This is a genomic window from Algoriphagus antarcticus, assembly GCF_002150685.1.
GTDB lineage: Bacteria > Bacteroidota > Bacteroidia > Cytophagales > Cyclobacteriaceae > Algoriphagus > Algoriphagus antarcticus.
In genome coordinates this window covers 1-12,530 of sequence record NZ_MSSW01000109.1, presented here as the reverse complement: position 1 = coordinate 12,530, position 12,530 = coordinate 1, and the positions used below count along the sequence as shown (strand labels likewise).

The 12,530-nt window shown below is 41.8% G+C and carries 9 protein-coding genes; 7 read left to right on the top strand and 2 right to left on the bottom strand.

What is annotated here, in order from left to right:
- Window positions 1-396: 396 nt before the first annotated feature.
- The 3 genes from BVH04_RS24400 (at window position 397) to BVH04_RS24390 (ending at window position 3,892) form a co-directional block, all read left to right on the top strand.
- Window positions 397-738: a PadR family transcriptional regulator gene (locus tag BVH04_RS24400; RefSeq protein WP_086544072.1), complete on the top strand. Its 342-nt coding sequence runs from the start codon at window positions 397-399 to the stop codon at window positions 736-738.
- Window positions 728-3,334: an ABC transporter permease gene (locus BVH04_RS24395; protein WP_086544071.1), complete on the top strand. Its 2,607-nt coding sequence runs from the start codon at window positions 728-730 to the stop codon at window positions 3,332-3,334. Before BVH04_RS24400 ends, BVH04_RS24395 begins: the two co-directional genes overlap by 11 nt.
- A 204-nt stretch (window positions 3,335-3,538) precedes the next feature.
- Complete coding sequence (locus tag BVH04_RS24390) at window positions 3,539-3,892, top strand: SpoIIAA family protein (protein WP_086544070.1); 354 nt, start codon at window positions 3,539-3,541, stop codon at window positions 3,890-3,892.
- A gap of 151 nt (window positions 3,893-4,043) precedes the next feature.
- Here BVH04_RS24390 and BVH04_RS24385 read toward each other — a convergent pair whose 3' ends face one another.
- Window positions 4,044-5,396 carry a sensor histidine kinase gene (locus BVH04_RS24385; RefSeq protein WP_086544069.1) on the bottom strand — a complete coding sequence of 451 codons (1,353 nt, stop codon included), beginning with the start codon at window positions 5,394-5,396 and terminating at the stop codon, window positions 4,044-4,046.
- Window positions 5,386-6,774 carry a sigma-54-dependent transcriptional regulator gene (locus BVH04_RS24380; RefSeq protein WP_086544068.1) on the bottom strand — a complete coding sequence of 463 codons (1,389 nt, stop codon included), beginning with the start codon at window positions 6,772-6,774 and terminating at the stop codon, window positions 5,386-5,388. The genes BVH04_RS24385 and BVH04_RS24380 overlap by 11 nt, the downstream gene beginning before the upstream one ends.
- Before the next feature lie 329 nt (window positions 6,775-7,103).
- On the opposite strand from BVH04_RS24380, the gene BVH04_RS24375 reads away from it, so the two are divergent.
- The 4 genes from BVH04_RS24375 to BVH04_RS24360 all read left to right on the top strand — a co-directional run bounded on the left by BVH04_RS24375 (window position 7,104) and on the right by BVH04_RS24360 (window position 12,358).
- The gene (locus BVH04_RS24375) at window positions 7,104-8,351 is read left to right on the top strand and encodes an efflux RND transporter periplasmic adaptor subunit (RefSeq protein ID WP_086544067.1); all 1,248 of its coding nucleotides are present in this window, start codon (window positions 7,104-7,106) and stop codon (window positions 8,349-8,351) included.
- Window positions 8,352-8,438: 87 nt separating this feature from the next.
- Entirely contained in the window at window positions 8,439-8,792 is a 354-nt protein-coding gene (locus tag BVH04_RS24370; protein WP_086544066.1) for a four helix bundle protein, read from the top strand.
- A 300-nt stretch (window positions 8,793-9,092) separates the two neighbouring features.
- The gene (locus BVH04_RS24365) at window positions 9,093-9,791 is read left to right on the top strand and encodes an ABC transporter ATP-binding protein (RefSeq protein ID WP_086544073.1); all 699 of its coding nucleotides are present in this window, start codon (window positions 9,093-9,095) and stop codon (window positions 9,789-9,791) included.
- A 245-nt stretch (window positions 9,792-10,036) separates the two neighbouring features.
- Window positions 10,037-12,358, top strand: a complete 2,322-nt coding sequence (locus tag BVH04_RS24360) for an ABC transporter permease (protein ID WP_240511057.1) — start codon at window positions 10,037-10,039, stop codon at window positions 12,356-12,358.
- Window positions 12,359-12,530: the final 172 nt, after the last annotated feature.

Genomic DNA, 12,530 nt, shown 5'->3' with positions numbered 1-12,530 from the left:
AAAGCCTAATCTGTAAAAGGTTTTTACTGATTATAGTTTGTTAGAACTGGAAAAGGGCTAATTGTCCTAAATTACTATCAAAGCCAGCAGGGCTGGAAAATTGTATCTATACCCTCTCACCCCTTGCCAAAGGCAAGACCTATAAAAGCCCAGAATAAAATTCTGGGTTGAAAAACGAGTGCTGGTTTTAACAGAGTGCCAACGGCACGATCTATAGCCTTTTATTTCAATACATACCGATTCGCTACTTCGGTCTCCCGTCTTCTGTCCAGAAAAGCACATAGAATATGGCCATTCATTTCAAAAATGATGAGTTGTATTTTTTTACTTATATATTCTACAAATATGAAAGTAATGCATTACATTTACTTTTGTAAATAAAATAGAACGGGTTTTATGAAAGGTTATCGTTTAGGTGAATTGGAAGAGTTGATTCTACTTACTGTGGGAATATTAGACCAAGATGCTTATGGCGTCGCAGTCCTGGAAGAGATAAAAAATCAAACGGGAAGGAAGGTCAATATCTCCGCGATCCACACGGTACTAAGTCGTCTTGAGGATAAAGGCTTTCTCAAATCCTACATGGGCGGTGCCACAGAAGAAAGAGGTGGGAGAAGGAAGCGCTTATTTACTCTTTCCGCTACAGGCAGAGCAGCAATACAGGAAGTGAAAACGCTCAGAAATAAGCTATATGACCAACTTCCTCCCTTGGCTTTAGACTTTTCCTATGGACAGTAAGCTCAAACATTTTCCACCCAAATGGCCAGATCGGTTTCTGGAGTTTTACTGCATTCCCAGTCGATTGGAGCAGATACAGGGTGATGCCTATGAGCTTTTCTACATGAATCTCGAAGAAAAAGGGCTGGCTTTCGCTCGATTCAGATTCTTTATCCATGTACTTAGTTTTTTCAGATGGAGCAATATCAAGCGTTCAAAATCAAGCTATCATACCTATAACCAAGGAGCTATGCTTAAGAATTATTTTAAAATCGGCTGGAGAAATCTCATCAAGCAAAAAGGGACTTCATTTATTTCTGTGTTTGGGTTGGCCTGTGCCGTCGGCTGTTGCATGGTTGCCTATTTGTTTATAGCTCAGATTTGGTTCAAAGGCATGCATCAGCCAAACAAGGATGAGATCTATCAACTGACTTATACTGCTGAAGGAGAAAATGGTATAGTGACTTATGGTGCTATAGGCAGGCCTATCGCTGAGTTGATTCCAGAGAAATTGAGTCAAGTGAAAAGTCACTCGCAGGTTTCAGTTGATTTTTCGATTTTGATCCAAAATAATGAGAGTTATAATCAACGCTCCATGTTTGTAGATCCCGCATTTATGGAAATGTTCGTTTACCGAATGGACTATGGATATCCTGGTGCTTTGGTGGAGCCCGATCAGGTGATTTTGACTCATGAGCTTTCAGAGAAGCTTTTCACAGATACGCATCCGATAGGGCAGGAGCTTTCATTGGTGGTCAATGGGGAGGAGAAACTGTATACCGTTGGAGGGGTTTTGGCCGATCTGCATGATATGGATATGTTCAACTTTGACCTATTGGTGAATATTGAGACGCATCCCAATTCTATAGTAGATCTACCCCTGAAAGATGCGTGGAATTCAGAATTATGGACTTTTGTCCAAGTGGAAGATGGAGCTGATATTTTTCAGATGAGGACAGGGTTTGCTGAAATGACGAGTATTCAAAATAAGATCAATCCAGAGAAGCCTTATAAAAGTGTTCAGCTTGAAGCTTTTACTGATTTGGTTCGGAATTCAGAGCAAATCGAACGTGGCGTAGTAGGTTTCTTGGCGATAGCACCACAAATTTTGTTGGCTGCGATTGCCACGTTCATTCTAATTTTGGCAGTATTCAACTACATCAATATATCTGTATTGATGGCGTCAAAAAGACTTAAAGAAATAGGAGTTCGTAAAGTGATTGGAAGCAGGAGAAGTCAGCTTGTGTTTCAGTTTCTGACCGAAAACCTCCTTGTCTGCTTTTTCGCCATATTTTTAGGATGTCTATTAGCAGGATTTATTTTTCTTCCGGGATTCAATGAAATCGCCTCTAAAAACCTGAAAATTGACCTGTTCAGAGATAGCTATGTTTGGATGTTTCTGGGCGCAATGTTGCTATTTATCACCATCGTTTCCGGATTGTACCCTGCGATCTATGTGTCTTCCTTTAAGCCGATCAACATCCTAAAAGGCAATCAAAAGATCGGCAGCAAAAGTATATTGACAAGCGTATTACTGACTTTTCAGTTTACGCTTGCGATCATTAGTATAGTAGCCGGAGTCGCTTTTGTTCAGACGAATTACATCAATTCAAATCGGGACTGGGGATACGATAGTGCGGATAAGATCATTGTAAATGTGCCTAATTCTGATGATTACTTACCGCTCAAAAACAAGCTTTCAGCACTTGCTTCTGTGAATGAAATCAGTGGAAGTCAAGATTACGTAGGAAATTGGATTCGCGAAGAAGAGCTGGTTTTCCATGAAGAAAAGTATGAAATCAGCCTTCTGAATGCAGAGTCCACTTATCCTGAGGTGTTGGATTTGAAGCTGAAAGAAGGTCGATTGTTCAATCCTGCTTTGATCTCCGATACTCAGGAGTCAGTGGTGGTTAATCAGGCTTTTTTGGATAAGCTTGGCTTGACTTTTCCTCTTTCTGAGAAAATAATACTAGATAGCACGAGCTATAATGTCGTAGGAGTGGTGGAGGATTTTCACACCATTTTCTTTCAAAGTGCAATTGATCCCATGGTGATCCGCGCATCTCCTGATACTACTTTTAACTACCTCACCTTGAAAATGTCTGCTGGGACGGCTGAGTCTACCATGGAATCAGTTAAGAAGATATGGCATGAGACTGTGCCAAGAGGGCTTTTTGAAGGGAAATTACAAAGTGAAGTGTTTGACCGTGAATTCACAGATGTGCAGGGCGTGAGGAACATCATCCTGTTCTCTGCCATCCTCGCAGTTATTCTCGCTGGACTGGGACTGTTTGGCTTGGTGTCACTGAATATGAATTCACACATTAAAGATTACTGTGTCAGAAAAGTGTTTGGAGCCAACTTGGGAGATTTGTCTATGAAGTTGCTCAAGCGATATCTTATTATTTGGGGAATCGCTTCGGTGGTGGGCGGAGCATTCTCGCTCGTTATTATCTCCAATTTCCTCGATAGCTTTTTTGCTTTCCATTCCGGTGTGGGGCTGCTTCCACTTGGTTTAGGATTACTGATTTTGCTTTTGGTAATTGCTGGGACAGTTGGTTCTCAGATTTGGAAAATAGTGTGGGCTAATCCTGCTACGATATTGAAGGCGGAATAAGAGAAAACCGAAGTGGCGGTGACCTAAATTTCAAAGCAATTATCTTAACTCAATTTTCTATTTCGCTCTTTCAGAGTTTTTAGAAGAAGAGCTTACTTAATACTCGACCCTTTTAGATTGGGTTATTTGTCGCCTTTACTCCTTATTTATTAAAGGAAATGCTCCCACCGAACCTCTTTATTGCTAGTGTAGTTTTGTATCATAATGGAAGTAAATTATTCTAAGGAAAAAGGATTGATAACTTATGTAGTCGATGGACGGATCACAGTTGATGATATGCGTCAAATGCAAGAGGCGCGGGTTCAGCTTTCTCCAAATCAATCCATCAAAATATTGGCAATAGTAACTTCATTTAAAGGCTACGCGAGTTTCGGAGCTATGAAAAATGCGCTTTTAGGCGATTTGCGAATGCTACCCCATCTTTCCAAATATGCAATTTGCACAGATATAATTTGGCTTAGAAATGTAGTTTCTTTCTTAAACCATTTGGTTCCTAAAAGTACGCTGAAAGTATTTCCGCTTCGTGATCGCGAGCTTGCCGAGTTATGGCTGGAGTAGTGCTAAATTCTGCTTCTTGATAAGTAGGACAACTGGCACTTTTGCTATAACCTCCATTTGCCTAAGGGTATTGATTTAGAAAGAAAACCCGCCGTTCGTTTCACAAGAACGGCAGTTTGTAGATGCCAATAAATGGCTGTCTCCTCAAAGGTTATCTGAAATTCATCGTGAAAACAGTCCGTTCATTCGGGATAGAAGTCACTTGAAGACTGCCTTTGTGGAGATTCATGATCTGTCTTGAGATGGCGAGGCCAATGCCACTACCAGTCTTTTTCGTAGAGTAAAAAGGAACAAAAATCCGCTCCAATGCCTCAGGGACAATTCCCGGACCCGAGTCTTCCACTTGTATCATCAAACCCAAATCTCCCTGTCCAATCGATGAAAGCCAAATCGTACGATCTGCCTGAGATTGCAGTGATTCGGATGCATTTTTCACCAAATTAATCAAGATCATCGTGATCTGATCTGGGTCGCAATGGATCTCCAAGTCGGTAGGATGAATCTTGGTTTCTATTTTTACCTCAGATACTTTTAAGTCCTCCTTCATCAGGTTTAGCACATTCTCAAATAGCTGTCTGACGGGCATCGTTACTTTTTTTGGAGCAGGGATATTGGTGTAGTCGCGATAGGCATTTACAAAATTCACCAAACCTTTACTTCGATTGGCGATGGTGTCCAAGCCTTCCTGCATGTCCATGAAACCATCTCTTTTGATCAAAAACCCCTCTTGCTGCACGTAGCTATCCTCATCCAAAATGGTCCGAAGTGACTCCACCAAACTCGAAATCGGCGTAATGGAATTCATTATTTCATGACGCAGAACTTTGGTCAGGTTTTGCCAAGCTTCGAGTTCGTTGGACTGAAGTTCCGCGTTGATGTTTTGCAGCGAAAGCAACGTCCAGCTTTGCCCGCCCATCTTCAGAGAAGTGGACTGTATGATCAGATGAAGGGAAGGATTGACCTTTTTGGAAATTCGCTGCCCAGGCTTCATTTCCATCACATCTGCCAGGAGTTTTGGAGATAGCTTACCCAAGTCAGTAATATCCCGAAACTGCGGAATCTGAAGTAAATGCTTCGCAGCATTGTTGATCACACCGATTTTCCCCACGTCATTAAAGGAAATAATCCCAGTATTGATGTGCTGAATGATCACCTGGAGGAAAAGCATCTGTTCTTCCTTTTCGGCACGGGTCTGCTTGAAAACATCCATCACTTCGTTGAAAGAGTTATTTACCTCACGAAAGGAGTTTCCCATTTTGCTGTCTGAAGTGAAAGAGCTTGAAAAATCAGCGTATCGGATAGAATCCAGAAATCGTGCAAGTTTGTGGTTGATCGAATTGACATAATAGATCATTTCTCCAATCTGAATAAGTGCGATCAAGCCTAGAATGGCGGGAGCCAGCCACAGATCATGACTGTAATACAGCCAAAGTCCAAGATATATGCTGATGATAATTCCAAATATCCGCAAAGAAACTCCCAGTGAAAACCGCTTATAAACCATATTTCTCAAGTCTGCGATACAGTGAGGATCGAGTCAATCCGAGTTCTTCCGCTGCTCTGGTGATATGACCATTATGTTTTTGAAGGGCCTTGCGAATCAGAATTCGCTCCACATCTTCGATATTCAGATGCTCCAAACTCACTGATTCGTCCTGACGCTCAGGTTGGGACATTTTTTGCAAAAATAGATCTTCTGGCTGCAGCACATTGTGATTTGACATGATCACTGCCCGCTCTATACTATGCTGAAGCTCACGGATATTGCCAGGCCAGTGGTACTTTGTCATTCGCTTCACGAGTGGTTCGGAAGCTTTTCGGATGTCTTTGTTGTACTTTTTAGAGTAAAAAGCAATGAAGTGATTAGCCAAAAGTGGGATGTCCTCAATGCGTTCACGAAGTGGAGGAAGCTGAATTTCTATGGTATTGATGCGGTAAAGTAAATCCTGGCGAAAGCCGTTTTCATAAACCATAGTATGAATCGGCATATTGGTCGCAGAGATCAGGCGAATATTCACATCCACCGGACGATTTGCACCTACACGTGTCACTTGTCTGTTTTGAAGTACTGCCAAAAGCTTTGATTGAAGTGGCATAGGAAGGTTTCCGATTTCATCCAGAAAAAGAGTTCCTTTATGCGCCTGCTCAAATCTTCCTGCACGATCTTCTTTGGCATCGGTAAATGATCCTTTTTTATGTCCAAACAGCTCGGATTCGAAAAGTGTTTGAGTGATAGAACCAAGATCCACACCTACAAAAGCTTCTCGATTTCTGCGGGAATGTCTATGAATGGCTCTTGCAATCAATTCTTTCCCGGTACCATTTTCTCCCAAAATCAAAACATTGGCATCTGTGACAGCGACTCGTTCGATCGTTTCAAAAATCTTCTGCATGGACTCGCTTTGGCCAATAATATCCTTGAACTTGTTATCAATGTCCTGCTGCATGGTCTGCTTTTGATCTCTCAGCAAGTCCACTTCCATTTTCTTTTTGCGAAGCTGTAAGGCAGAATTCAGGGTCGCTAGCAAGCGCTCGTTTTCCCAAGGTTTCAGCACAAAATCCGTTGCGCCTTCTTTGATTGCTTTCACAGCAAGATTTACATCTCCATAGGCAGTGATCAAAACAACCACAGCAGAAGGATCAAGTTCCAAAATCCGATCCAACCAGTAGAAACCTTCCTGTCCAGAACTCACATCTTTGGTGAAGTTCATATCCAATAGAATCACATCGTAGGATTCATTGTGGGTGAGGATGGGAAGCAGGTCAGGATTGGTCTCTGTGTCCACCTGAGAAAAATGCCGCTTCAAGAAAATTTTTGCTGCCTTTAAGAGGTCTTCGTTGTCATCTACAATCAGAATTTTACCTGTTCGTTGCTCGCTCATAGTAAAAAGGAATTAAAAAAGCACGGAAACATATCCTGCTTGCTGTGTGCTCTTGTTCCAAAAGCATACCGAAAAATTAGAGCATGTATATTTGCTTCAAAACGTTTGATTTCGGACAATTGGAGCATGTTTTTGGATTAATGCGAAGGATTATAAGTTAGGGAAAATATATTCAACTTTGAATTATTTTGTTCGCCTGCGGACGAAAATGTTCGCGAGTCTAGCTTCTCCTTTTTCCCAAATCAACGAAACAAGCCTGTAAGGGCGATTTTTTGCATGGCATACCATTTGGCATATTGGGGATAGCCCGAAAATGGCATTTACACACGATGGATAGAAAATTAGCTAAGAAAACCTGGACCCCTAAAAGAATTGCCTGGATAGTAGGCGGAGTTGTTTTGGTAGCAGGAATTATTTACCAAATAGGATATGCAGATCACAGATCTACGATGAATGTGGAGAAGGATCGCTTAAGTATCGCCACAGTTTCGAAAGGAGAGTTTACTGATTATATATTGGTTTCTGGACAGATCGAACCAGCGCAAACATTTTTCCTCGATGCAGTTGAGGGGGGAATGGTGGCTCAGATCGTACGTGAGTCAGGAGCTATAGTAGAGGTGGGAGATACGATTTTGATTATGGCCAATTCCAATTTGCAATTAGATGTGATGCAGCGTGAGACTATGCTTTATGAGCAGATCAATAATCTCCGCCAAACTCGTCTTTTCCTGGATCAAAATGATTTGGTTCAATTGGGACAGCTGGCAGAGATAGATTATCAGATTAGTTTGCTAGCCCCTCAGTACCAAAGGTTCAAGGAGCTTCATACCAAAAAGCTAGTCTCAGACAGGGAATTCGAAGAAGTGAAGGAGCAATATGAGTACAATCTGAAAAGAAAGGAATTGACCTACAAGTCCTATAAAAGTGATTCTATGGCGAGGTCTTATCAGCTAACCCAACTTCGCCAGTCTGAGGGAAGGATGAATGCTTCCTTAAATGGTGTTGGGCAGATTCTGAATAATCTGGTGATTAAAGCACCGATAGCAGGTCAGTTGGCGATGGAGCAAATCGAAGTTGGTCAGGCGATCAACTCCGGTGAGCGATATGGTCAGATCGATGTGCAGGATGAATTTAAAGTTCGAGTTCCGATAGATGAATTGTATTTGCCAAGGATTGGTCAGGGTTTGAAAGGGAAGTTCACGCTAAGTGGTGTAGATCACGAACTTGAAATCACGAAGATCTATCCTACGATTACCAATGGTCGGTTTGAAGTGGATATGACATTTACAGGCGAAAGTCCACAAGGAATCCGAAGAGGGCAGAGTGTGAGAATCAGATTGCAGCTTAGTGATAGCGAGCAGAGTTTGCTTTTGCCAACAGGCGGATTCTTCAAGGACACGGGCGGAAACTGGGTCTTTGTGATCAATGCTGATGGAAATGCAGAAAAGAGAAACATAAGACTTGGGAATAAAAACCCTGAATACTACGAAGTGCTGGAAGGACTGGTCGAAGGTGAAAAAGTCATCATCAGTGGCTATGAGAATTTTGGAAAGAATGAGATTTTGGATTTGAAATAGTGAGGAGACGGGAGACCGAAGACGGAAGACCGAAGAAGATGTTAAGTAACTAAGAGCGATTGTAGTCAAAATTTAAACTGGTTAGACATGAGTTTTAAGTTTGAAAAATTGATCATCTGGCAGAAGGCCATGGATCTGGCAGAAGAAATTCATGAATTGTCAAAGAAGTTTCCAAAAGAGGAGATATACAATTTGACAAGTCAAATTCGGAGAGCCGCTGATTCTATCGGGCTTAATATCGCTGAGGGGTCGATTGGTCAGACTAATCCAGAGCAAGGTAGATTTATTGGCTACGCATTAAGGTCATTAGCTGAGGTGGTTACTTGTTTGTACAAAGCAAAAAGAAGAAAATACATCAATGATTCAGAGTTTCAGAAGTTCTATTTTGAATGTTTCAATCTGATGAACATGATTGTAGGGTTTAAAAAATCTATTAAATGAATGAGCTGGAAGACCGAAGACGGGAGACCGAAGTGGGCATAATCCCAGTTTTCGGCTGCTATTACTTTTAGTTTACTTCCTATTATGAAATATTATCTGAATAAATAAAAATAAAGTAAGAGGATCAAATGACTTCGGTCTTCCGTCTTCAAACTTCAAAAACAGCAAAAAATAAAATTAAGGTTGGAATTTTGGATTCTTCGGTCTCCCGTCTCAAAAACTTAAAAACATAAAATCTATCAAATAAAGGTGGGGGATCAAACGACTTCGGTCTTCGGTCTCCCGTCTTCAAACTTAAGAATCATGAACATCATCAAAACCGTCAATCTACGCAAAATGTACTCCACTGAGGAAGTGGAAACAACTGCTCTGGATAGTATCCAAATTGAAATCAAAAAAGGCGAATTCGTCGCCATAATGGGACCTTCAGGTTGTGGGAAATCTACGCTCCTGAATATCCTTGGGCTTTTAGACAATCCTGATGGAGGCGAATATTTCTTTATCGAGAATGAAGTAGCCAAATTCTCTGAGCGTCAGCGATCTTCTTTGAGAAAAGGAAATATTGGGTTCGTATTTCAAAGCTTTAACCTCATCGATGAATTAACAGTATTCGAAAACGTTGAGCTACCCTTGCTTTACCTGAAAATCCCAACGGATGAGCGTAAGACAAGAGTAGAAGAAGTGCTTTCTCGCATGAATATCATGCACAGAAGGAATCACTTCCCGCAGCAACTTTCGGGTGGTCAGCAGCAGCGTGTAGCAATTGCCAGAGCTATTGTAGCCAAGCCTTCTGTGATCCTTGCCGATGAGCCTACGGGTAACTTGGATTCTACCAATGGCGAAGAAGTAATGCGTCTTTTGGAAGAACTCAATAACGAAGGAACCACCATCGTGATGGTAACCCACTCTCCACATGATGCTAACTATGCGCACCGAATCATCAACTTATTTGATGGTAAAGTAGTGACTGAAAATATCAGGGAACAGTTTCATGTATAAGCTTGCCCGATGTTAGATGTCGGGTGTCGGGTGTTCTGACATCAAACATCGGTCATCGGACATCAAACATCCAACATTGGTCATCGGACATCAAACAACGGACATCAAACATCGGTCATCCAACAACGGACATCAAACATCGGTCATCCAACATCAGTCATCGGACAATTTTCACATCACTCAACACTAAATTCAAAGACACCCCCATGCTCCGTCACCAACTCACCCTCGCTCTACGCAGTTTCATGAAGTTCAAAAAGATCTTCGCAATTAACCTGTTTGGGTTGGCGATTGGGCTGACGACTGTAGTATTGATTATGCTCTGGGTCAAGGATGAGCTGAGCATCAGTCGTAACCATGAGAAGATAGATCGTATTTATGCAGTGATGACTAATCACGATAATAGCGGTGGAATAGTGACGATAGGAATTACACCCGGTGATATGGCAGAAGCGATGAAAGCTGAGCTTTCTCAAGTAGAATTGTCAGCTGGCACGTCTCCATTTATCGAGGGAGTTGCTTTTGAGAATGGAGATACTAAGATGACGGGAGCGGGTCTTTATGTAGATCAGGCCTATTTTGATATTTTCTCAGTAGATTTTCTTGAAGGAAACCCAAGTCAGATCATGACTGGTATCAATAGTTTGGCAATATCTGAAACTATGGCCACCAAGCTTTTTGGTTCACCCGCCGAGGCTGTAGGAAAATCACTGAAATGGCAGGTTTTTGACTTTATTAATGAGGTGGAGGTTACTGGAGTTTATAAGGATTTCAGTTCTATGGATGTAGATAAACCTGACTATTTCCTTTCTTTTTCTTACTTCAAGCAGATGCTGGGTGAAGGTGTTCATTGGGGTAATTTCAATGCTTCCACATATGTACTACTTCATCCAGACACAGATATAGCTGCTTTTAATGCCCAAATCGAGGGCTTCATCAAAGCCAAAGATGAAGGAAGCAATGTTTCAGTTTTTGGACAGCCTTATGGCGATACTTATCTCTATGGTACCTACGAAGATGGAAAAATAGCAGGAGGAAGGATTAGCTACGTGAAACTGTTTTCAGCCATCGCACTCTTTATTTTGATCATCGCCTGTATTAATTTCATGAATCTGACTACGGCCAGATCGATGAGTCGATTGAAGGAAATAGGAGTAAAAAAGGCCATGGGAGCGAGTAGAGGAGGCCTTTTTGGACAGTTTATGGTGGAGTCTCTTTTGCTTACATTTTTAGCTTTGGTACTTGCGATAGTTGCCACGTTTATACTACAACCGTTTTTCAATCAGGTGACATCCAAAACCTTGAGTATGTCTTTCCAGCCTGAGTTAATTTTGCTTTTATTGGGGATTTGGCTATTGACGAGCTTTTTGGCGGGGATTTATCCGGCCGTTTACCTCTCCAAGTTCAAACCAGTGCAGGTGCTGAAATCAAATATCAAAGGAAGTTTTGGGGAACTGCTGGCTCGAAAAGGGTTGGTGGTTTTTCAGTTTGCAATCTCCCTTTTGCTGATCATCGGGATCTCAGTGATCGGCAAGCAAATGTCTTTTATCCAAAACCAAAACCTAGGCTACAATCAGAGCCAACTCCTTCAGATCAATGCTTCTGGAGTTAATCCAAACCAATTGGAATCCTTTTTGGCTGAACTCAAAAAATCCCCAGGAGTAGAGAATGCTTCGAGTTTGAGTCATCCTTTGGTAGGATTGTCTAGCTCAACAATTGGTCTTAACTGGGAAGGAAAAAATCCCGATGAGCAGGTCAAGTTTGAAAATGTGACCGTGAACATGGGCTTGATCGAAACCATGGGGTTTGAAGTGGTTGATGGCAGAGCATTTTCTCCCGGCTTTGGAGCGGAGGATTCAAAGATAATTTTAAACGAAGCGGCAGTTCGCACCATTGGTTTTGAGGATCCAGTGGGTAAAATTGTCAATCTCTGGGGAGATGACAAAGAGGTGATTGGAGTGATTAAGGATTTTAATTTTGAGTCTTTGAAAGAAACCGTGAAACCAGCTTTCCTGAAATATGATGGGGGTTTTGCCCAAAGAATTATGGTAAGGATTGGTGCTCAAAATCAGCAGGAGACCATTGCTGGGATTGACGAGATTTTTCTGAAGCAAACTGCTCAACCCATGGATTATTCCTTTATGGATGAAGATTACCAGTCACTTTATGCTTCTGAGCAGCGAGTTTCCAAATTGGCGAAATACTTCGGGGTGATGGCTATTTTCTTGTCCTGTCTTGGGCTCTTTGGATTGGCGGCTTTCACTGCCGAAAAGCGTAAGAAAGAAATAGGAGTCCGGAAAGTAATGGGAGCTTCCACTTTTAGTATCCTGACTTTAGTATCCAAAGACTTCGTGCAGCTCATTTTGATTTCGATAATCATTGCTGTGCCATTGGCTTGGTATTTCGCGGACAACTGGTTGAAAAGTTATGCCTATCAGACGACGCTGAGCTGGTGGATTTTTGCAGGATCAGGAATTTTACTGGTTCTGATCGCTGTGATCACGGTAGGAGTTCAGGCTTATAAAGCGGCTTCGGCAAATCCAGTGAATTCTCTTAAGAGTGAGTAAAAGAAGTAGCTAGACGTAAGTATCAAGTAGCTAGAATCAGGACAGAAGAAGTGAGCGGTAAGGTTTGTAAGTGGTGAGAAGTGATAGGTGAAAAGTATTAGGTAGCTTAAGTCCGAGTCTTCAAAGACCGAAATATTCTAACAACTGAATGGTTTTTGGGGACACAGACCAC